This window comes from Candidatus Litorirhabdus singularis (assembly GCF_026262625.1).
In the GTDB taxonomy this organism is placed as follows: Bacteria; Pseudomonadota; Gammaproteobacteria; order Pseudomonadales; family Halieaceae; genus Litorirhabdus; species Litorirhabdus singularis.
This window is the reverse complement of sequence record NZ_SHNN01000003.1, coordinates 84,828-105,666: the sequence shown is the minus strand read 5'-3', so window position 1 is coordinate 105,666 and position 20,839 is coordinate 84,828. Positions and strand designations below refer to the sequence as shown.

Genomic DNA, 20,839 nt, shown 5'->3' with positions numbered 1-20,839 from the left:
AGAATACTGTGTCTAAATATCTTACTACTCTATTGCTATCACTTTCGATTCTGACGCTGCCAGCGTTTGCCGCGGCGCAGGGGCGTATTGCCGTGGTTAATCTGGAAGAGGCCATCTTGCAAACCGATGCCTCACAACAAAAGCTCAATGGTCTGCGGGCACAGCCCGATTATAAGGCTGACAAGGCGGAACTGGAGCGCCTGCAGACCGAGCGTGAGAATTTGATCAAAGAGCTGCAGAAGGATCTGGCGGTAATGAGTGCCGAAGAGCAGCAGGCCGCGCGCAAGCGTATGGCGAATAAAAACGCTGATCTTGAACACGTGCTGCGCAAGCTGCAAAAGTCAGAGCAAGATCTCGGGCAGGCGCTGCTGGAAGAGATGACCCCTAAAGTACAGGCAGTGCTGCGGGATCTGATTCAGAGCGAGGGAATTGGACTGTTGTTACAGCGTAATGCGGTTATACACGCGGATGCTGGCTATAGCATTACCTCCAAGGTTACCGACAAGTTAAATCAGGCTGCAGCCGCAGAGTAATCTGTAGCCTGCTCGCTGGACTGCCGCCGACTAGCGTGGCGGTCCACAGGGCTATAGCAGTGCTTTTGTTGTAGCCACCGTAAAGCTGTATTGCCGGGGTGATGTGATGATGGATATCAATGAAATCAGGGAATACCTGCCGCACAGGTATCCGTTCTTGCTGGTCGACAGGGTCGTAGAACTGAATCTCGGCGAGTCGATTGTGGCCTATAAGAATCTGACCATCAATGAGCCATTCTTCGATGGCCATTTTCCGGAGCAGCCCGTATTCCCCGGTGTGCTTTTAGTGGAGGCGATGGCTCAGGCGTCCGGTATTCTTGGTTTCAAGACCATGGACAAAAAGCCCGCCGATGGCTCAATTTACTATTTTGTGGGCTCCGATAAATTGCGCTTTAAGCGTCCTTGTGTTCCCGGGGATCGGGTCATGCTGCACTCATCTATTGTTTCTGAAAAGCGCGGTATCTGGAAGTTTGCCGTCAGCGCCAGGGTAGATGACACTGAGTGCGCCTCTGCTACTATCCTGTGCGCCGACCGGTAGGTATGGGCGATGAATATGAACGCTTTGATGTGCCCTATACGGGTGATCTTCTCGCTGGCGTAGACGAAGTGGGCCGCGGCCCGCTAGCAGGCGATGTGGTGGCGGCGGCGGTCATTCTGGACCCGGCGCGGCCCATTGTTGGCCTGCGTGACTCCAAGAAACTAACCGCACGGCGCCGCACAGAGCTGGCAGCAGAGATACGCGAATATGCGCTGGGCTGGGCGCTGGGTCGCGCTTCGGTTGCTGAAATTGATGAGCTTAATATCCTCCACGCGAGCATGCTGGCCATGCAACGCGCAGTCGTTGCGCTGCAGCCCCAGCCTGAGTACGCGCTGGTGGACGGCAATCGCCTGCCGCGTTGGTCTTATGCTGCTCAGGCGGTGGTCAAAGGCGATGACCGGGTGCCAGCGATCGCCGCGGCGTCTATATTGGCCAAAGTGCAGCGGGACGGTGAAATGGAAGATTTGGACCTGACCTACCCGGGTTATGGTTTGGCGCAACATAAGGGCTATCCCACCCGCGTTCATCTGGATGCCCTACAGCAGTTGGGAGTCACGCCTATACACCGACGATCATTTGCGCCAGTGCGCAGGTTGTTGTCCGTGGTAAGCGGGAGTTAGACTGCAGCTATGACTGAGTTTGTACATCTGCGTTTGCATTCCGAGTATTCCCTGATTGACGGTTTGGTCCGGATCAAACCGCTGGTTAATAGGGTTCGGGAGCTGGGTATGCCGGCCGTCGCGCTAACTGATCACTGCAACTTTTATGGTCTGGTCAAGCTCTACAAGGCGGCCACCGCGGCCGGTATCAAGCCCATATTTGGTGTGGATTTGGCGGTTAAGGAAGGCGACGACCGTGAAGCCCCGAGTTTGATTTGTCTGTTCGCGGCCAGCCAGCAAGGCTACCGCAACCTGACCGAGCTAATTACCCGCTGCTACAGCGAAGGCCAGCATCTGGGCGTGCCGATGGTAGAGCGCGAGTGGTTAGCTAGCTACAGTGAGGGTTTGATTGCGCTCAGTGGCGGGCTGCGTGGCGACATTGGGCAGGCTCTGCTGAGTGAAAAAGCTGAGTTGGCCGAACAGCGTCTGGCATTCTGGATGGAACTTTTTCCCGACCGCTTTTATCTGGAGTTGCAGCGAACCGGGCGTGACCATGAAGAGAACTACCTGCATGAGGCGGTGGCGCTGGCGGATAAGTATGAGTGTCCGGTAGTGGCCACCAACGATGTACGTTTTCTCGATAGTTCCGAGTTTGAGGCTCACGAGGCCAGGGTCTGCATTCACGATGGTCGAACTCTCGACGATCCGCGCCGCCTGCGTTTGTATTCCGAGGAACAGTACCTGCGCTCGCCGCAAGAGATGGCGGAGTTGTTCAGTGATATTCCCGAGGCACTGGAGAATACGGTAGAGATTGCGCGCCGCTGCAGCGTGGAGCTTGAGCTTGGCAAGGCCTTTCTGCCCGATTATCCAGTGTCAGACGGGATGACCATGGAGGATTACTTCAGTCAGCTATCGCATGAGGGGCTGGATCAGCGTCTGACGGCTTTATTTGACACCGGAGCTGAAGATTTCCCTCAACGCCAGACCGAATATCGTGACCGGCTGGATTTTGAACTCAATGTTATCAATCAGATGGGGTTTCCAGGGTATTTCCTCATTGTCATGGATTTTATCCGCTGGTCGAAAAGCCAGGGCATACCGGTCGGTCCCGGGCGTGGATCTGGCGCTGGTTCATTGGTGGCCTATTCGCTGGAGATTACCGACCTTGATCCGCTTGAGTATGACTTGCTGTTTGAGCGTTTCCTGAATCCGGAACGGGTCTCTATGCCTGATTTCGATATTGATTTTTGTATGGAAAATCGAGATCTGGTCATCAATTATGTAGCCGACACCTATGGTCGGGAGTCGGTTTCCCAGATCACTACCTTTGGCACCTTGGCCGCTAAGGCGGTGGTACGCGACGTGGCGCGCGTGCAGGGGAAGTCGTACGGACTTGGCGATAAGCTGTCAAAAATGATCCCCTTTGAAGTTGGCATGACGCTGGAAAAGGCCATCGAGGACGAGGAGCCGCTGCGCGATTTCCTGCGTGACGATACCCAGGCGGCAGAAATCTGGGAAATGGCGGTGCAACTTGAAGGTGTGGTGCGCGGCGTTGGCAAGCACGCTGGTGGTGTAGTCATCGCCCCCACCAAGCTGACTGACTTTTCACCACTGTTTTGTGATGAATCCGGCGGCGGCCTGGTTACCCAGTATGACAAAAATGATGTAGAGGACGTCGGCCTGGTCAAGTTTGACTTCCTGGGCCTGCGCACCCTGACGATCATCGACTGGGCGGTGAAGATGATCAACGCCACGCGCTTGAGCAATGCCGAAGAGCCGCTGGATCTGTCGCAAATTCCACTGCAGGATGAGGCCAGCTTTAAAATGCTACAGGCCGCCGAGACCACCGCGGTATTCCAGCTAGAATCACGCGGTATGAAGGATTTGATCAAGCGCCTGCGACCGGATTGCTTTGAAGATATCGTGGCACTTGTGGCGCTGTTTAGGCCGGGTCCGCTGCAGTCGGGGATGGTCGACAACTTTATCAACCGCAAGCATGGACGTGAGGCAATTTCCTATCCGGATGCCCAGTATCAGCATGAATGGCTGCGGCCCATTCTTGAGCCTACCTATGGGATTATTCTGTATCAGGAACAGGTGATGCAGATCGCGCAGGTGTTGGCGGGTTATACCCTGGGCGGAGCCGATCTGTTGCGCCGCGCCATGGGCAAGAAAAAGCTCGAGGAGATGGCCAAGCAGCGCGAGTTTTTCCAGGAAGGTGCGGCGGGGCAGGGCATCGAGCCGGACCTGGCCATGAAGATATTTGACTTGGTGGAGAAGTTTGCCGGGTATGGTTTCAACAAATCGCATTCGGCTGCCTATGCGCTGGTGTCTTACCAGACAGCCTGGCTGAAGACGCACTATCCGGCGCAGTTTATGGCGGCGGTGATGAGTTCGGAATTGCAGAATACCGACAAAATCGTCGTTTTCGTGGAAGAGTGCCGGGCCATGGAGCTGCCACTGAAGCTGCCCGATGTTAATGTCGGCGACTATATGTTCACCGTCAATCAGGACGCTGAAATTATTTACGGGCTGGGGGCTATCAAAGGTCTGGGCGAAGGTCCTATCGAGAATATTCTGGCTACCCGTAATCAGGATGGCGCCTTTACCGATTTGTTTGATTTTTGCGCTCGCACCGATCCGCGTAAAGTGAATCGCCGGGCAATAGAGGCACTGGTTCGCGCCGGAGCGTTTGACGACCTGGGCGAAGACCGTGCTGTGTTGATGGCGAGCCTGGACGAGGCTCTGCAGGCCGCCGGGCAGAATGCCAGTAACCGTGATGCAGGCATTGCCGATATGTTTGGTGAATTGGTTGCGGCCACCGGTCAAGAGGATGTCTACGGGAATTTTCGTGCCGTTAAACCCTGGCCCGTTAAACAGCGGTTGAATGGTGAGAAGGAAACCCTGGGCCTGTATGTGACCGGGCATCCTATAGATGAATATGAGGCAGAGATTCGACGCTTTGCGCCTTGTCGAATCGCAGATTTACGCGCCGATGGTAAAAGTGCGCAGATGGTGGCTGGGCTTATTGTGTCCATGCGCACCATGAAGACGCGCCGCGGTGGGACCATGGCCATATTGCAGTTGGATGATCGAACAGCGCGCATTGATGCCACGGTATTTCCCGACGTATTTGAGGAAAACCGCGAGCTGCTGTTGAAGGACCATATTGTGGTGTTGGAAGCGACGGTCGGTAATGACGAATACTCAGGCGGTCTGTCGTTGAAGACCAGCTCAGTGCGCAGCTTGCTGCAGGCGCGTCAGAACAGTGCGTCGGAATTAGCGATTGAGTTACGTGAGGACATGGTCAATGACGCTTTTGCGTTGCAATTACAGCAACTGCTGCAGCATGCTAATGGCACTTGCCCGGTATCTCTGTGGTACTCGCAGGCCGAAAACCGTGCGCGTATTCGTCTGGGAGAGGACTGGACCGTGGTGCCCAGTGACGAACTTCTGCAGCAGTTGCGCGATTGCTGTGGCTCGCAGAATGTTACTCTGAACTACTGACCGGGTTGGCTGGCCCCGTTCTGATGCAGCGTGTAATATAGCGATCATAAAACGGGGTGGCTTGAATTCTGCCAGCGCCTTTCACCGAATCATGGACTCGACATGAACCCTAACTTTCTCGACTTTGAACAACCGATTGCCGACCTTGAGGTGAAAATCGAGGAGCTGCAGCTGGTGGGTAGCGATAACGACATCAATATTGGTGCCGAGATCACGACGCTGCGGGACAAGAGCGCCAAGCTAACCGAGAAAATATATTCAAATCTGACCGCCTGGGATATCGTCAAGGTTGCCCGGCATCCTCGACGGCCCTATACGCTGGACTATATTCCGCGCATTTTCACCGATTTTGATGAGCTTCATGGCGACCGCCACTTTGCCGATGATCACGCCATTGTCGGCGGTATCGCGATGCTGGGTGAGCATCCAGTGATGGTGATTGGGCAGGAGAAAGGCCGCAGCGTGCAGGATAAAGTGGCGCGCAATTTTGGCATGCCCAAACCTGAGGGTTACCGCAAAGCCCTGCGCCTGATGAAGCTGGCCGAGCGCTTCAAGTTGCCGGTTATTACACTCATCGATACACCGGGAGCTTATCCGGGTATCGACTCGGAAGAGCGCGGCATTTCAGAGGCAATAGCGCAGAATTTGGCGGTCATGTCGCGCTTGCGCACACCGATTATTTGTGTGGTTATCGGCGAGGGTAGTTCCGGCGGAGCACTCGGCATCGGTGTGGGCGACCACCTGGTGATGCTGCAATACTCAACCTACTTCGTGATATCGCCTGAAGGCTGCGCGAATATTATCTGGAAGACTTCTGAGAAGGCACCCGATGCGGCTGAGGCAATGGGGGTAACATCCAGTATTCTGCAGGATCTGGGCATTGTCGATGCAACTATTCCGGAACCCGCGGGCGGAGCCCACCGCGACCTCGAGTTAATGTCCGAGCGTATCCGTGACCATTTGCTGACTCAGCTGCTGATCCTCAAGGCCATGCCTGAAGAAGACATGCTTGAGCAGCGCTATCAGCGTCTAATGTCCTACGGTAACTAACCCGGGCTGCGGCGCCCCGGGTTGCCTGCGGTGACAATTGACGCACCTGAATTGGTTGCCGGGCTGCAACCCTATCTAGGCGCCAGCCGCTGGCTGATAGGCCTCAGCGGAGGGTTGGACTCGGTTGTTCTCCTGCACCTGTTGGCACAGCTTCGCACTCAGTATAAATTCCCGGCATTACTGGCGGTACACGTTAACCATCAGCTGAACCCCGATGCCCTGGAGTGGAGCGATTTCGCCCGCACATTGTGCGGCAAACTCAAGATTGATATCGACGTACAGACGGTGGCGGTGGAGCAGGTCGGCAAGGGGCTTGAGGCGGCGGCTCGCGATGCCCGGTATCGAGTGTTTGAAAGCCTGCTGCAGCGCGGTGAAGTAGTGTTGCTGGCGCATCATCTGGACGACCAAGTAGAGACTTTCTTTCTGCGCCTGCTGCGAGGAGCTGGTACCCGGGGCCTGTCTGGTATGCCGCAGAGTCGAGGCCTGGGGCTTGGAACCCTATACCGTCCGCTGCTGGGTTTCCGGCGTCAGCAATTGCAGGATTATGCCGACCAGCATCGTCTCAAGTGGGTGGAGGACGCCAGCAATGCTGACACTCGTCATGACCGTAATTATCTGCGTCACGCTGTGCTGCCCTTGTTGGAGCAGCGATGGCCCGGTTATCGAGGCAGCGTCCGGCGCGGGATAACTGCTGTTGGCGAGGCAGAAGATCTGTTGCAGGGGTTTTATGCTGAGCGGATGCGGGCAGCGCGCGGTAGTCACTACGCCACGCCAACCCTGGCTGAGGCGTGCCTGAGCGGAAATGGCATCGAAGTTAGCGCGCGTATACTGCGGCTGTGGTTACAGGAGCTGGGTTTGCCGCTACCGGGTCGGGATCAGTTGTTGGAGTACATCAGCCAGCTGCGGCATGCCGACAGTGGGCAAACGCCTGAATGTCGTACCGCCAGTTATGTGCTGCGTCGCTACCGTGAGCAATTGTATGCCTGTGCGCTGGATGCTCAGGTGGTGCTTCCGGTGGGGCAACCACTGCGGGTGGGTTCAGGGTTGGCTCTGCCTGGCGTTGGCAGTGTGCAGCTGATACCTGCGATTAGCGGGGGTATAGCCAGCCGCTGGGCCGATGAGCTGCAAGTCGGCTTTCGCGACGGGGGAGAGCGCTGCCAGCCTTGTGGTCGTGACCATAGCCAGACATTGAAGAAACTATTGCAGGAATACGCTGTGCCGCCCTGGTGGCGAGATCGCGTGCCGTTGTTGGTGGTAGGTGATGCATTGGTCGCAGTAGGGGACCTGTGGGTCTGCGAGGGGTATCAGGCTGGGCCTGATGAAACCGGTTATGAGGTGCGCTGGGGTCGAAATTCTCCAGCCTAATCTGATTGAGGCTAAGAGGGCTTTCTGGTAAGCTGATTGCCCATCTTTTGCAGGGTGGCGAACGACTTAATCGTCCTGCTGGCATCTTCATTTATTGAGAAGGCTTGACATGACGCGCTATGTTTTCGTTACCGGTGGTGTGGTTTCCTCTTTGGGGAAAGGCATCGCAGCAGCATCCTTGGCCGCTATCCTTGAGGCCCGCGGCCTTAAAGTGACTCTCCTTAAGCTGGATCCGTATATTAACGTTGATCCCGGCACTATGAGTCCGTCTCAGCACGGCGAAGTGTTTGTGACCGAAGACGGCGCAGAGACTGATCTGGACCTGGGCCATTACGAGCGTTTCACCCACGCTACCATGATGAAGCGCAATAATTTCACCACCGGACGCGTCTACGACGAGGTGCTGCGTAAGGAGCGTCGCGGCGATTATTTGGGCGGCACGGTGCAGGTGATCCCCCATATTACCGATGAGATAAAGCGCCGCGTAATCAAAGGCGCTGAGGGCGCGGATATTGCGGTGATAGAGATTGGCGGCACCGTCGGCGATATTGAGGGTCTGCCGTTTCTGGAGGCTGCCCGGCAGCTGAAGGTTGAACTGGGTAGCACTCGCGCGCTGCTGATACACCTTACGCTGGTGCCCTACATCGCCGCAGCCGGCGAGATCAAAACCAAGCCCACCCAGCACTCGGTTAAGGAGCTGCGCTCCATTGGTATGCAGCCTGATGTCCTGCTGTGTCGCTGTGAAGTAGAGATAGAAGAGAGCGCGCGTAAGAAGATTGCCTTGTTCACTAACGTTGAGGAGCAGGCCGTCATCCCGGTGCTTGATGCCCGCTCTATTTACGAAATTCCGGCCATGTTGCATGGCAAAGGCCTGGACCGGATCGTGGTTGAACGCTTTGGCATTGACTGCCCTGAAGCCGACCTGAGTGATTGGGAACAGGTTCTACGCGGTGAATTTGAGCCCACTCGAGCCGTGACAGTGGCCATGGTCGGCAAGTATATGGACCTGCAGGACGCTTATAAATCTCTGAATGAGGCGCTGAAGCACGCGGGTATCCAAACGGCATCTATCGTGCAGCTGCGCTATGTTGACTCGGAGCAACTCGAGGCAGAAGGATTGGGCTTGTTAGACGGAGTCGACGCCGTGTTGGTTCCCGGCGGGTTTGGTTCCCGCGGTACCGAGGGCAAAATTGCCGCTATTCGTCACGCCCGCGAAAATAACATTCCCTATCTGGGCATCTGCCTGGGAATGCAGCTGGCTTTGGTAGAGTTCGCGCGTAATGTCGCCGGCCTGGAAGGCGCCAATAGCACTGAAATGGACCCGGCTACGCCGCATCCGATTGTCGGGCTTATTACCGAGTGGCAAAACAGCGACGGCAGCACTGAAACCCGCAGTGAGAAATCTGATTTGGGCGGGACTATGCGGTTGGGCGGTCAGGACTGTCATTTGGTAGAGGGCTCCATCGCCCGGCAGATGTATCAACAGGAAACTATCGTTGAACGTCATCGTCATCGCTATGAGGTTAATAATCACTATGTGGAGCCGCTCAAGGCCGCAGGACTCAACTTTGTCGGGTTTTCCGCCGACCACAGTCTGGTTGAAATGATCGAGATTCCGGCTCACCCATGGTTTGTGGCCTGCCAGTTTCACCCTGAATTCACTTCGCGGCCGCGCGGTGGCCACCCGTTGTTTACCGGCTTTATCCAGGCAGCCCTGGCTAAGCGGGCCGAGGCTGAGTCATGATCAGTACTCGACAAAATATTAAGTTAGGTGACTTTAGTGTCGCCAATGACCAGCCCTTCGTATTATTTGGCGGCGTCAATGTGCTGGAGTCCAAAGACTTTGCGCTGCAGGTCGCGGGACATTATGTGGAGGTCTGCGCACGTCTGGGTATTCCCTACGTGTTCAAGGCATCCTGGGACAAGGCCAATCGATCTTCCATTCATTCTTACCGTGGCCCCGGCCTCGATGAAGGGCTGGAAATACTGGCCGCCGTCAAGGCTGAGTTTGGGGTACCATTGATCACCGACTTGCACGAGCCCGCCCAGGCGGCTCCAGTGGCTGAAGTCTGCGATGTTATTCAACTGCCGGCATTTTTGGCCCGGCAAACCGATCTGGTGCACGCTATGGCGGCCACCGGCGCAATTATCAATGTCAAGAAACCGCAGTTTTTGAGCCCGGGTCAGATGGGTAATATCGTTGAGAAAATCAACGAGTGTGGTAATGATCAGGTGATCCTGTGTGAGCGCGGCACGCAGCTGGGCTACGACAACCTGGTGGTGGATATGCTGGGTTTTCGGACCATGATTAACGCCGGCGGAGGCGCTCCTTTGATATTTGACGTCACCCATGCTTTGCAGTGTCGCGATCCGCTGGGTGCCGCTTCCGGAGGACGTCGCGCGCAGGTCACGGAACTGGGTCGAGCAGGTCTCGCCATTGGTATAGCAGGCCTGTTCCTTGAGGCTCACCCGAATCCGGATAAGGCCTTGTGCGATGGGCCCAGCGCGCTGCGTCTGGACTTGTTGGAGCCGTTCCTGCAACAGATGAAAGCTGTGGATGATCTGGTAAAATCACTGCCGGAACTGGATACCGAATAGAAACCTTAACCCCCCCCCTGTTTAGATAACGGAGAGACTTGATGAGCACAATTGCTGACGTGCAGGCCTACGAGGTGTTGGACTCGCGCGGAAACCCTACGATTCAGGCCGATGTGATATTGGCTGATGGCACTGTCGCCAGCGCCTGCGCGCCCTCAGGCGCCTCAACCGGCAGCCGTGAGGCACTTGAGTTGCGCGACGGCGACAGCAGTCGTTATCTGGGTAAGGGCGTATTGAAAGCGGTCGCCAACGTGAACACCACTATTCGTCAGCTGCTGGTGGGTGTCGATGCGCTCGATCAGCGTAATCTTGATCAGTTGATGATTGAAGCCGATGGCACTGAAAACAAGGAAGTGTTGGGCGCCAATGCGATATTGGCTGTGTCGCTGGCCGCTGCGCGCGCTGCTGCTGATAGCCGCAAGGTGCCCCTGTATCGGCATATAGCTGATATCAATGGCACCACCGAGCTGTCTATGCCGGTGCCGATGATGAATATCATCAACGGTGGCGAGCACGCTGACAATAACGTCGATATTCAGGAATTTATGGTGCAGCCGGTTGCAGCGCCCAGTTTTTCTGAAGCCCTGCGCACAGGCGCGGAGATTTTTCACCACCTGAAGAAAGTGCTTAGCGCACGCGGACTTAGCACCGCAGTGGGTGACGAGGGTGGTTTTGCCCCCAACCTGCCCTCCAACGAAGCAGCGCTGGAAGTGATTGCCGAAGCGGTCTCTGCTGCCGGCTATAAGCTGGGCGAGGATGTGACTTTGGCGCTGGATTGTGCAGCCTCAGAATTTTACCGCGACGGCGTATACGACCTGGCTGGTGAGGGTAAAAAGTTTTCCAGCGCCGAGTTCGCCACTTATCTGGCTGACCTCGCTGCTCGTCACCCGATTATTTCCATCGAAGATGGTATGGACGAGAGCGACTGGGACGGCTGGAAGATGCTGACTGATAAGTGTGGTGACAAGGTGCAGTTGGTAGGGGACGACTTGTTCGTCACCAATACCAACATATTGTCGCGGGGTATTGAGCTGGGGGTTGCCAACTCAATCCTGATCAAGTTTAACCAGATTGGTAGCCTCAGCGAGACTCTGGATGCGATTGCTATGGCCAAGGAGGCAGGTTTCACCGCGGTTATTTCCCACCGCTCTGGGGAAACCGAAGACACCACCATTGCCGATTTAGCTGTGGCGACCGCTGCGGGTCAGATCAAGACCGGCTCACTTTGTCGTTCGGATCGGGTGGCAAAGTACAACCGGCTGCTGCGGATTGAAGCCGAACTGGCCGGGGCTGCCCCTTACCGTGGTCGCGCTGAATTTTCCCGCGCCTGATAAGCGGATGTCACCCGCTGCGCGGCGCCAATGAAGTGGCTTGCAGCGGGCTTGTTGGCGCTGCTGCTGTTGCTGCAGTATCGGCTTTGGTTTGCCGAGGGTAGCCGTGCCGAACTGTCACGGCTGCAGTCAAAAATTGAGACTCAGCAGGCAGTTAACGCGACTCTGCGTACGCGTAATCGAAAACTCGAATTGGAGGTGCTAGACCTGCAGCGGGGTCTCGATAGCCTGGAGGAGCGTGCCCGGAAGGACTTGGGCATGATTCGCGAGGGTGAAACTTTCTACCAGCTTGTCGACAAAAAAACGCCTGAAAAAGCCGCTGAGTCTGATGATGGAAACTGAGTCGCATCTGATTGGGGGAAACATCAAATATTGGGGCGTGGTACCTGCGGCTGGCATAGGCAGCCGCATGGGCGCCGAGGTGCCGAAGCAGTACCTGCCGCTGGCGGGCAGTACGGTGCTGGAGCAGACGCTTCACAATATGCTTGGCTGGGGTATGCTCAGCGGTATTACCGTAGCGCTGCATCCGCAGGACCGCTGGTGGCATTCACTGGAGCTAGCGACCAACCCCTCAATAGAGTCGGTAACCGGCGGTGAACAACGCTGCGATTCGGTGTTGGCTGCCCTGATTGCCCTGGAAGACAGAGCCGCACCCATGGATTGGGTGTTGGTGCACGATGCAGCGCGGCCCTGTGTTCGGGGGCAGGAGGTCCGGACATTGTGTGAAGCAGTGGCGGACGATGCGATAGGCGGGCTATTGGCATTGCCAGTGGCGGAGACCGTCAAACGGAGTGACGCCAGTGGTCGCGTTAGCGAGACGCTGGATAGGACTAGCCTCTGGTTGGCACAAACACCGCAGATGTTTCGCTATGCGGCACTGCGCGAAAGCTTGGCCGCGGCGATAGCTGGTGATGATCCGGTTACTGATGAAGCGGCCGCACTGGAGCGCGCTGGTCACCGACCGCTGCTCGTCGCCGGTCACCGGGGCAACCTTAAAATTACTCGGCCGGAAGACTTAACCCTGGCGGCAATAGCGCTGGGAAGCGAGGACAAGTGAGATGCGTATAGGTCACGGTTACGATGTTCACAGTTTTGGCGAGGGCGATGCCATCATCCTCGGCGGGGTCCGCATTCCCCATGATCGTGGACTGGTTGCACATTCCGACGGCGATGTGGCCGTGCATGCGTTGTGTGACGCGCTGCTGGGAGCTATCGCCGCCGGCGATATCGGCCGGCATTTTCCAGACACTGACCCGGCTAATGCTGATATAGACAGTCGCAGCCTGTTGCGTCGCGTGTATGCGTTGGTGCAGGCACAGCAGCTGCAGCTAGGTAATGCAGACATCACCATTATTGCGCAGGCCCCGCGTATGGCAGAGCATATTCCAGCCATGATTATAGCGCTGGCGAGCGACCTGCAGGCGACGCCAGGGCAACTGAATGTCAAGGCGACTACCACTGAGAAACTTGGCTTTACCGGGCGCGAAGAGGGGATAGCCGTGCACGCTGTGGTGCTGCTAACACCAGCTACGTGACCGCGTTACCCAATTGGCCGCGGCATCAGGGTGATTGCCCGGGGCGCGCACAATTGCGCGCCACGGAGGCAGATTTTGTCGTGCAGGAAGTATTGCCCTTCGCGCCCGACGGTGAGGGTGAGCACAGCCTGCTATACCTGCGTAAAACCGGCCTGAATACGGCAGACGTCGTGCGTCAACTGGCGGGCTTCGCCGGTATTGCGGAGCGCGATATCGGTGTTTGTGGGCTCAAGGATAAACACGCTGTCACCAGCCAATGGTTTAGTCTGGGCCTGGCGGGTAGGCCGGAACCAGCCTGGGACCAGTTTACGGTGCCCGGGATTGAAATACTGGAACGTCACCGCCATCGCAAGAAACTGCGACGCGGCGTGCATCGCGCCAATCTGTTTGAACTGCGTCTGCGCGAGGTGGAGGCTGACATTGAACAGCTACTCCCGCGGTTACAACGCATCAGTAGGCAGGGCGTGCCGAACTACTTTGGGCCGCAGCGTTTTGGCAATCAGGGTAACAATCTGCGTCATGCTCAGAACTGGTTTAGCGGCTCGGGCCGGGCGCCGCGTCGCAACCAGCGCTCTCTGTATCTTTCGGCGGTGCGCAGCTTTTTGTTTAATGAATTGTTGGCAGAGCGTGTAGGCGCGCAAACCTGGCAGACACCCGAGATGGGGGATACCTGCCTGCTGGCTGGATCCCACAGCCGCTTTGTCGCCGGTATTGAAGATACGGGGCTGGAGTCCAGAGCAGCGGCCCTCGATATACACCTGGGGTTGCCGCTTTACGGCGCGTCCGGTGAATCTTTGAGCGTTACCCAGCAGGCGGTACTGGATCGCCATGCCTCTCTCTGCCAGGGTTTGCTGGCTCAGGAGCTGCGTCTGGATTGGCGCGCGGCGCGGTTGATTGCGGATGACTTTTGCTGGCAGTTTTGTGATGATGGCAGCCTGCTATTGCGCTTCGAACTAGAGGCGGGAGGCTATGCAACCGCTGTCTTGAGAGAATTACTTGATACCTATGAAACCAACACCAGGCCGGAGCACTAGCGCCAGTGAGTAATGTCGATGTCAGAGGTATCGGGATGACGTCCCAGCGCACTCGCGAACGTATGATTACTCGCCTGCGTGAACAGCACATTGGCGACCAGAGGGTGCTTGAGGTAATGCGTGCCACGCCGCGACACATGTTTGTCGACGAGGCGCTGGCACAACGGGCCTACGAAGACAGCTCCTTGCCCATCGGCTACTCGCAGACCCTTAGCCAGCCCTATATCGTGGCGCGCATGAGCGAGTTACTGCTTGCCGCCGGACCACTGCACAGCGTATTGGAAATCGGTACCGGTTCCGGCTACCAGACCGCGGTGTTGGCGCAGTTAGTAGAGCGCGTTTATTCGGTGGAACGTATCAAGCCGCTGCAGCTGCGCGCACGCCAGCTATTACGCAGCCTGCGCCACCGCAATATTCAGTTCCGCCACAGTGATGGCGGTATGGGCTGGGATACCCACGGACCCTACGACGGTATTATTTCTACCGCCGCACCGGAGACTATTCCTGAAGAGCTGCTGATGCAATTGGCGCCAGGCGGCCGTCTGGTTATACCGGTGGGGGGCGATATTCAGCACCTGCAGTTGGTGGTGCGGACTGATAGCGGCTTTGATACTGAGATTGTCGATCAGGTGCGGTTTGTGCCTTTGTTGGGTGGGGTGGTGAAGTAGTATGCGTTTACTGGGTATTTACGCGAAAGGTATGGCCATGGGAGCGGCGGATATTGTGCCGGGGGTGTCGGGTGGTACGGTTGCTTTTATCACCGGCATTTATCCGACGCTGCTACGCAGCATTGCGAGCTTTGACATACAGGCTTTGAAGCTGCTGCTCCGCGGCGATATAGCCGGCGTATGGAATCATGTTAACGGACGCTTTATTGTGGCGCTGCTGGCCGGTATTGCTACCAGCCTGCTAACTTTGGCGCGGGCTATTAGCTGGTTATTGCACAACTACCCGCAACCGCTATGGGGCTTCTTCTTCGGTCTGATCGGGGCCTCTGCGTTGTTGTTATTGCGGCAGGTGCCGCATTGGCAGTGGCGTCAGATATCGGCGCTCTTGCTCGGAGTTGTAGTGGCGGTGGCGGTGGGGCTGTTGCCCCGAGCTGGTTTTATAGAGGGCTATACTGGGGTTTTTCTGGCCGGTTTTATTGCCATCTGCGCAATGATACTCCCGGGCATTTCTGGCAGCTTTATTTTGGTTTTGTTGGGCATGTACAGCACCATTTTGGCAGCTCTGAAGGGCTTTGATATACCAGTCCTGGTGGTCTTTACGTTTGGTGCGGCGGCGGGTTTGATGACATTTTCGCGAATACTACAGTGGCTGATGGACCACTATTTCGGCGTTACTGTAGCGCTGTTGACCGGGTTTCTATTCGGCTCACTGAGCATCGTTTGGCCTTGGAAACGGGTACTGGAATGGATCGCAGGCAGCGATGGCGAACTCAAGCCAGCGCGACAGTGGCCGGTGTTACCCGATGAGTTTCTGGCACGCACCGGCGAGGACCCGATGGTTGCGGTCTGCGTTGTGTTGGCGTTCGTAGGTTTTCTCCTGATATGGTTGATCGACCGGCGGTGGGGACGCCTGCAGATAGAGAGCACCTGAGACGCATGCGTGTCTCGGCGCTGCTGGCTCTTTCAATTCTACTGGCCCTGCTGAGCGGTTGTGGCACGCCGCCGCGAGCGCCGGTAGAGGATCGCACCGGCGGCGAACGTGCGGCGAACAGTAGTGTGCCGACCAAGTATTCGGTCAGACATGGGGACACCCTCTACGGTATCGCCTGGCGTTACGGCCTGGATCACAAACAGTTGGCTAGCAACAACGCGATTGCCTATCCCTACACGATTTTTCCCGGGCAGAGCCTCCGGCTCAAAGGTAAGGTGTCGGCTGCGTCCACCAGCAAAACGACCAGCAAGTCCAATTCGGCGCCGCGCAAGACAGCCTCTGCGCCATCAACATCAACATCTACGACACCTTCTAACTCAAAGCCAGCTGCCGCTCCGGCTGCCAAGGTAGGTCGTTGGCGCTGGCCGAGTCAGGGTAAAGTCGTGCGTGGATTTTCAGGTGAAGTCCATAAGGGGATAGATATTGCGGGTAAAGCGGGTGATGCGGTGCAGGCGGTTGCCGCCGGTAAAGTGGTCTATGCCGGGAATGGCATTGTTGGCTACGGCAATCTTCTAATCATCAAGCACAACGAAACCTACCTCAGTGCCTACGGGCATAACCGACGGTTGCGGGTGGCCGAGGGTGCCTCAGTAAAGGCGGGTGAGCGTATCGCCGATATGGGCAGTAGCGCTACCAATTCTGTCAAACTGCACTTTGAGATACGCCGTGACGGCAAACCGATCGACCCGCTGAAATTTCTCCCCAAGCAGAGCTGAATCCTAAGTTTCTCTCCCTCAGACCCATGGCTGACCCAAACGGGGCCCTATCGAGCCACTTGTAGTTGCTAAAAGTTAGAGTTACTCTATTCGGCCGGCTGGGATATACACTCGATACAAAAACAATAACGAGGTATTGCTATGGAAGCGCACACTGGCCCGCGCGAGGCTAGTTCCAGGCCAAAAACTGGAACCAGAAAGACTGCGGCACCCGCCAAGCGATGTGCGGCCAAGCACAACAATGATTGCTCGCAGGCCGATCCTGCTGCCAGCAAGACGTCAGCTAAATCTTCACTTAAGCCTCCGCTTAAAGCTGCATCCAAAACCAAGACCAAAGCAGTAGCATCGCGTGCGAGCGCTGCAGCGAGTGATAAGAAATATGCTCGGTCGCTGGATGCCACGCAGCTCTACCTTAATGAAATTGGTTATTCACCGCTGCTGACCCCGGAAGAAGAAGTCTATTTCGCCCGGCTGGCGCGCAGTGGCGACGAGGCAGGCCGCAAGCGCATGATCGAGAGTAATCTGCGTCTGGTGGTTAAAATCGCGCGGCGCTATATTAACCGTGGCCTGACCCTTTTGGACTTGATTGAAGAGGGTAATCTGGGACTGATCCGGGCGGTAGAGAAGTTTGATCCGGAGCGGGGCTTTCGGTTTTCTACCTACGCCACCTGGTGGATTCGGCAGACCATCGAACGCGGGATTATGAATCAGACGCGTACTATTCGACTGCCGATTCATGTGGTTAAAGAGTTGAACGTCTATCTGCGAGCGGCACGAGTGCTGACCCAGCAACTGGACCACGAGCCTTCGGCCGATGAAATTGCCGGCATGCTGGATAAGCCTGTCGCTGATGTTAAAAAGATGTTGGGGTTGAATGAGCGGGTGGCTTCTATGGACTCCCCGCTGGGGCCGGACTCTGATCATTCGCTGCTCGATACGATACCTGATACTCGGGTGTCAGATCCTGCGCAACTGCTGCAGGAGCGCAACATTTCTGACAGCATCGGCCAGTGGTTGGGTGAGCTCAGCGATAAGCAGTGTGAGGTGGTGTCGAGGCGTTTTGGTCTGCGCGGTTACGAACCGGCCACCCTGGAACAGGTGGGCAGTGAAATTGGCCTGACCCGAGAGCGAGTGCGCCAAATACAGGTAGAGGCGCTGAAACGTTTACGCGTGATTCTGGAAACCCAGGGACTGTCTAGCGATACCCTGTTTGGATAGTTAACTAACGCCCACAAAAAAGGGCAGCCTGATCAGCTGCCCTTTTTAGGTTTGCGCCTGTCGATCACTTTTTGCTAATGGCTTTGAAAATCAGCGTTGTGACCCTGGTCCAGGCAATCGATTAGCGCTCCAGGTGCTGCAGCTTGTCGGGTACGTTTTCCCACTCGGTAGCATCCGCTGGCGAATCCTTCATTTCAGTGATGTTGGGCCAGATTTCTGCCAGCTCTGCGTTCAGCTCCAGAAAGACGGTTTCTGCTTCAGGCAGTTCATCTTCAGAAAAGATAGCGTCCACCGGGCATTCTGGCTCACACAGAGCACAGTCTATGCACTCGTCAGGATGAATGACCAACATGTTTGGCCCTTCATAAAAACAGTCTACCGGACACACTTCAACACAGTCGGTATGTTTACACTTGATACACTGTTCAGCTACTACAAATGTCATTTTCTTCCAGGCCTCCAAAGGCGGGTAGCAAATTTATACTTAAACTATCGGGCGATAGTCTACCTGTTAGTTTACGAGATTAGAACCCGTATTCAGTTTGCCTCAGACTTCAATTGATACAACAGCTGCAGCGCTTCGCGCGGGGTTAAATCATCGACTTGTAGCGTCTGTAGTTTTTCCACCAGCGGGTGAGTAACCGGAGCCGTGAACAGTTCGGTCTGGGCCGGCGCGGGACCAGCGGGGGCTGCCGGTTGACCTTGTTCCAGTTCTCGTAGTTTGTGATTCGCAGCGTCCAGAACCGGGCTGGGAATACCGGCCAGGCGCGCCACCTGTAAACCAAAGCTGCGATTAGCCGGGCCTTCCTGAATATTGTGCAGAAACACCACATGATCCTGGTGTTCGGTGGCATCCAGATGCACATTGGCCATAGTTGGACATTGGCCGGGTAACTCGGTGAGCTCAAAATAGTGCGTTGAGAACAGCGTGAAGGCACGTACTTGCTGGGCCAGTTGCAGGGCTGCCGCCCAGGCTAGCGAGAGACCGTCGAAGGTGCTGGTGCCGCGCCCTACCTCATCCATCAGCACCAGACTGTTGGGCGTGGCGTTGTGCAGGATATTAGCGGTTTCGGTCATTTCGACCATGAAGGTGGAGCGCCCACCAGCGAGGTCATCGGCCGAGCCGATGCGCGTAAAGATGCGGTCTAGTGGTGCCAGTCGACAGGCCCGGGCTGGTACAAAGCTGCCGATATGGGCGAGTAGAGCGATCACCGCAGTCTGTCGCATGTAAGTCGATTTACCACCCATGTTAGGGCCGGTAATCAACAGCATGCGGCGCTGGTCGTTGAGCAGGCAGTCGTTGGCAATGAAGGGGTCTTCCAGCACTGATTCCACTACCAGGTGACGACCGGCTTCGATATCCAGCGTCGGTTCGCTGACAAATTCTGGTTGGCACAGGTCCAAACTGGCGGCGCGTTCAGCCAGCCCGGCCAATACATCGAGCTGTGCGATGGCAGCAGCGCTGGCCTGCAGTTGCGTTAATAACGCGTTGAGTTGGTCCAGCAGTTGCTCGTACAGAAGTTTTTCCCGCGCCAGCGCGCGGCTTTTGCTGCTTAGCGCCTTATCCTCAAATTCTTTGAGTTCAGGGGTTATGTAGCGCTCGGCATTCTTTAGTGTCTGGCGGCGCACGTAGGCGGCGGGTGCCCTCTCGGCCTGACCCTTGGATATCTCAATATAGTAGCCGTGCACGCGGTTATAGCCGACTTTAAGGCTGCTAAGACCCGTCAGTTCGCGCTCACGCCGCTCAATTTCTAGCAGGTAATCACCGGCGTTACTGCTGATCTTGCGCAGTTCATCCAATTGTTCGTCATAGCCGTCGGCAATCACGCCGCCGTCACGCAGTACCACCGGCGGATTTTCTATGACCGCACGTTGCAGCAGATCTACGGTGTCTGGAAATTCTGAGCAGCCGTGCTGCAGCTCCGTAAGCAGTTCACTGGAGCCATTATTGAGTGTGCTGCGCAGCATGGGCAGTGCTGCCAGCGACTGACCGAGCCGGGATAAGTCGCGCGGACGAGCGGAGCGCAGGGCGACCCTGGCCAGTATGCGTTCCATATCGCCAATCGGTTTGAGCGCGTCGCGCAGCGGTTCAAACTGATAGTTGTGGCGCAGTGTGGCGATAGCCTGCTGGCGGGCTTCCAGAACGCTCACTGTGGTCAGCGGGCGATGCAGCCAGCGCCGCAGCATGCGCCGGCCCATGGCGGTAACATTGCTTTCCAATACCGAGAATAGCGTATGGGTATCGCCGCCGGAGAGGTTGATATCCAGTTCCAGGTTGCGACGGGTGGCGGCGTCAAGAATGACACTATCTTCGGGGCGTTCCTGCTGCAGCCCGGTAATATGCGGTAGCTGGTTGCGCTGGGTATCTTTGACATACTGCAGGAGGCAGCCGGCGGCAGCGATGGCCAGCGGCAGTTGGCTGATACCAAAGCCCTGTAAGTCCAGCGTTTGAAACTGCTCGTTAAGCTGGCGCTGGGCGTTCTCAGCATCAAATTCCCAGGCCGGTTGGCTGCGGGCGCCGCGCCAGTTGGTAATACTGGGCATTTGCAGTGACTCTGGGTAGAGAACTTCGGCTGGTTGCAGGCGCTCAAGTTCACCCTGCAGGGCTTCCTCACCGCTGACCTCCAGTACCCGGAATCTGCCTGCACTGAGGTCCAGATAGGCAAGCCCGAAGCGGTCACCGTGCGTGGCAACGGCCATTAATAAGTTGTCGCGAGATTCCTCCAACAAGGCTTCGTCGCTGACGGTACCAGGGGTGACAATGCGCACGACCTTGCGCTCAACCGGACCCTTACTCGTAGCGGGATCACCGATTTGCTCGGCAATAGCTACGGAAACGCCCGCTTTCACCAGTCGCGCCAGATACCCCTCGGCGGCGTGATAGGGAACGCCACACATTGGTATCGGTTCGCCACCACTTTTACCACGTGTGGTCAGGGTAATGCCCAGCAGTTCTGCAGCGCGTTTGGCGTCGTCGAAGAACAGCTCGTAAAAATCTCCCATGCGGTAAAACACCAGCTGTCGCGGGTGCTCGCGCTTAATCTGGAAGAACTGCTGCATCATTGGTGTGTGCTGCGGTTCAGACGATTTTGATGGGTTAGCTGCCACTGCCGGAGGGGGTTCCTGCCAAAACCCTAGTTTACTTGAACTGCCACC

19 protein-coding genes are annotated in these 20,839 nt (G+C 56.5%); 17 read left to right on the top strand and 2 right to left on the bottom strand.

Translation table 11 applies throughout. From position 1 onward, the window contains the following. Window positions 1-8 precede the first annotated feature (8 nt). From EYC98_RS14920 to rpoS, 17 genes are all read left to right on the top strand, one after another. Window positions 9-533 (top strand): OmpH/Skp family outer membrane protein, encoded by a 525-nt coding sequence (locus tag EYC98_RS14920; protein WP_279246172.1) that lies wholly within the window; start codon window positions 9-11, stop codon window positions 531-533. Between the two features lie 106 nt (window positions 534-639). Further along, on the top strand, window positions 640-1,071 hold the full coding sequence (gene fabZ, locus EYC98_RS14915; protein WP_279246171.1) for a 3-hydroxyacyl-ACP dehydratase FabZ: 432 nt from the start codon (window positions 640-642) through the stop codon (window positions 1,069-1,071). A gap of 2 nt (window positions 1,072-1,073) precedes the next feature. Beyond that, the gene (gene rnhB / locus EYC98_RS14910) at window positions 1,074-1,691 is read left to right on the top strand and encodes a ribonuclease HII (protein WP_279246615.1); all 618 of its coding nucleotides are present in this window, start codon (window positions 1,074-1,076) and stop codon (window positions 1,689-1,691) included. A 9-nt stretch (window positions 1,692-1,700) separates the two neighbouring features. Next, window positions 1,701-5,177, top strand: coding sequence for a DNA polymerase III subunit alpha (gene dnaE / locus EYC98_RS14905; protein ID WP_279246170.1), 3,477 nt, complete (start codon window positions 1,701-1,703; stop codon window positions 5,175-5,177). Between the two features lie 102 nt (window positions 5,178-5,279). Beyond that, entirely contained in the window at window positions 5,280-6,227 is a 948-nt protein-coding gene (locus EYC98_RS14900; RefSeq protein ID WP_279246169.1) for an acetyl-CoA carboxylase carboxyltransferase subunit alpha, read from the top strand. 30 nt (window positions 6,228-6,257) lie between these two features. Beyond that, window positions 6,258-7,592 (top strand): tRNA lysidine(34) synthetase TilS, encoded by a 1,335-nt coding sequence (gene tilS / locus EYC98_RS14895; RefSeq protein ID WP_279246168.1) that lies wholly within the window; start codon window positions 6,258-6,260, stop codon window positions 7,590-7,592. A gap of 109 nt (window positions 7,593-7,701) precedes the next feature. After that, entirely contained in the window at window positions 7,702-9,336 is a 1,635-nt protein-coding gene (locus EYC98_RS14890) for a CTP synthase (protein ID WP_279246167.1), read from the top strand. Further along, window positions 9,333-10,190, top strand: coding sequence for a 3-deoxy-8-phosphooctulonate synthase (gene kdsA / locus EYC98_RS14885; protein ID WP_279246166.1), 858 nt, complete (start codon window positions 9,333-9,335; stop codon window positions 10,188-10,190). The genes EYC98_RS14890 and kdsA overlap by 4 nt, the downstream gene beginning before the upstream one ends. 41 nt (window positions 10,191-10,231) lie before the next feature. Next, window positions 10,232-11,521 (top strand): phosphopyruvate hydratase, encoded by a 1,290-nt coding sequence (gene eno, locus EYC98_RS14880; RefSeq protein WP_279246165.1) that lies wholly within the window; start codon window positions 10,232-10,234, stop codon window positions 11,519-11,521. A 30-nt stretch (window positions 11,522-11,551) separates the two neighbouring features. After that, entirely contained in the window at window positions 11,552-11,863 is a 312-nt protein-coding gene (gene ftsB, locus EYC98_RS14875; RefSeq protein WP_279246164.1) for a cell division protein FtsB, read from the top strand. Next, a complete protein-coding gene (gene ispD, locus EYC98_RS14870; protein WP_279246163.1) occupies window positions 11,850-12,578 on the top strand; it encodes a 2-C-methyl-D-erythritol 4-phosphate cytidylyltransferase in 729 nt (242 codons plus the stop codon). The genes ftsB and ispD overlap by 14 nt, the downstream gene beginning before the upstream one ends. Before the next feature lies 1 nt (window position 12,579). Then, the gene (gene ispF / locus EYC98_RS14865; protein WP_279246162.1) at window positions 12,580-13,056 is read left to right on the top strand and encodes a 2-C-methyl-D-erythritol 2,4-cyclodiphosphate synthase; all 477 of its coding nucleotides are present in this window, start codon (window positions 12,580-12,582) and stop codon (window positions 13,054-13,056) included. Continuing rightward, window positions 13,053-14,090, top strand: coding sequence for a tRNA pseudouridine(13) synthase TruD (gene truD / locus EYC98_RS14860; RefSeq protein WP_279246161.1), 1,038 nt, complete (start codon window positions 13,053-13,055; stop codon window positions 14,088-14,090). Before ispF ends, truD begins: the two co-directional genes overlap by 4 nt. Window positions 14,091-14,095: 5 nt before the next feature. Continuing rightward, entirely contained in the window at window positions 14,096-14,758 is a 663-nt protein-coding gene (locus tag EYC98_RS14855) for a protein-L-isoaspartate(D-aspartate) O-methyltransferase (RefSeq protein WP_478219251.1), read from the top strand. Between the two features lies 1 nt (window position 14,759). Beyond that, window positions 14,760-15,689 carry a DUF368 domain-containing protein gene (locus EYC98_RS14850; RefSeq protein ID WP_279246160.1) on the top strand — a complete coding sequence of 310 codons (930 nt, stop codon included), beginning with the start codon at window positions 14,760-14,762 and terminating at the stop codon, window positions 15,687-15,689. Beyond that, window positions 15,641-16,465 carry a peptidoglycan DD-metalloendopeptidase family protein gene (locus tag EYC98_RS14845; RefSeq protein WP_279246159.1) on the top strand — a complete coding sequence of 275 codons (825 nt, stop codon included), beginning with the start codon at window positions 15,641-15,643 and terminating at the stop codon, window positions 16,463-16,465. Before EYC98_RS14850 ends, EYC98_RS14845 begins: the two co-directional genes overlap by 49 nt. 141 nt (window positions 16,466-16,606) lie before the next feature. Next, window positions 16,607-17,683: an RNA polymerase sigma factor RpoS gene (rpoS, locus tag EYC98_RS14840; protein ID WP_279246158.1), complete on the top strand. Its 1,077-nt coding sequence runs from the start codon at window positions 16,607-16,609 to the stop codon at window positions 17,681-17,683. Window positions 17,684-17,804: 121 nt separating this feature from the next. Here rpoS and fdxA read toward each other — a convergent pair whose 3' ends face one another. Further along, on the bottom strand, window positions 17,805-18,128 hold the full coding sequence (gene fdxA, locus EYC98_RS14835) for a ferredoxin FdxA (protein WP_279246157.1): 324 nt from the start codon (window positions 18,126-18,128) through the stop codon (window positions 17,805-17,807). A gap of 92 nt (window positions 18,129-18,220) precedes the next feature. After that, the gene (mutS, locus tag EYC98_RS14830) at window positions 18,221-20,746 is read right to left on the bottom strand and encodes a DNA mismatch repair protein MutS (RefSeq protein ID WP_279246156.1); all 2,526 of its coding nucleotides are present in this window, start codon (window positions 20,744-20,746) and stop codon (window positions 18,221-18,223) included. Window positions 20,747-20,839: the final 93 nt, after the last annotated feature.

Excerpts from the sequence above, each read along its gene's own strand:
- ispF (WP_279246162.1), top strand. The coding sequence starts at position 12,580 with ATGCGTATAGGTCACGGTTACGATGTTCACAGTTTTGGCGAGGGCGAT.
- EYC98_RS14890 (WP_279246167.1), top strand. The coding sequence starts at position 7,702 with ATGACGCGCTATGTTTTCGTTACCGGTGGTGTGGTTTCCTCTTTGGGG.
- mutS (WP_279246156.1), bottom strand. The coding sequence starts at position 20,746 with ATGATGCAGCAGTTCTTCCAGATTAAGCGCGAGCACCCGCGACAGCTG.
- fdxA (WP_279246157.1), bottom strand. The coding sequence starts at position 18,128 with ATGACATTTGTAGTAGCTGAACAGTGTATCAAGTGTAAACATACCGAC.
- rnhB (WP_279246615.1), top strand. The coding sequence starts at position 1,074 with ATGGGCGATGAATATGAACGCTTTGATGTGCCCTATACGGGTGATCTT.
- ftsB (WP_279246164.1), top strand. The coding sequence starts at position 11,552 with ATGAAGTGGCTTGCAGCGGGCTTGTTGGCGCTGCTGCTGTTGCTGCAG.
- rpoS (WP_279246158.1), top strand. The coding sequence starts at position 16,607 with ATGGAAGCGCACACTGGCCCGCGCGAGGCTAGTTCCAGGCCAAAAACT.
- eno (WP_279246165.1), top strand. The coding sequence starts at position 10,232 with ATGAGCACAATTGCTGACGTGCAGGCCTACGAGGTGTTGGACTCGCGC.
- EYC98_RS14900 (WP_279246169.1), top strand. The coding sequence starts at position 5,280 with ATGAACCCTAACTTTCTCGACTTTGAACAACCGATTGCCGACCTTGAG.
- dnaE (WP_279246170.1), top strand. The coding sequence starts at position 1,701 with ATGACTGAGTTTGTACATCTGCGTTTGCATTCCGAGTATTCCCTGATT.
- EYC98_RS14850 (WP_279246160.1), top strand. The coding sequence starts at position 14,760 with ATGCGTTTACTGGGTATTTACGCGAAAGGTATGGCCATGGGAGCGGCG.
- fabZ (WP_279246171.1), top strand. The coding sequence starts at position 640 with ATGATGGATATCAATGAAATCAGGGAATACCTGCCGCACAGGTATCCG.
- ispD (WP_279246163.1), top strand. The coding sequence starts at position 11,850 with ATGATGGAAACTGAGTCGCATCTGATTGGGGGAAACATCAAATATTGG.
- EYC98_RS14845 (WP_279246159.1), top strand. The coding sequence starts at position 15,641 with ATGGTTGATCGACCGGCGGTGGGGACGCCTGCAGATAGAGAGCACCTG.
- kdsA (WP_279246166.1), top strand. The coding sequence starts at position 9,333 with ATGATCAGTACTCGACAAAATATTAAGTTAGGTGACTTTAGTGTCGCC.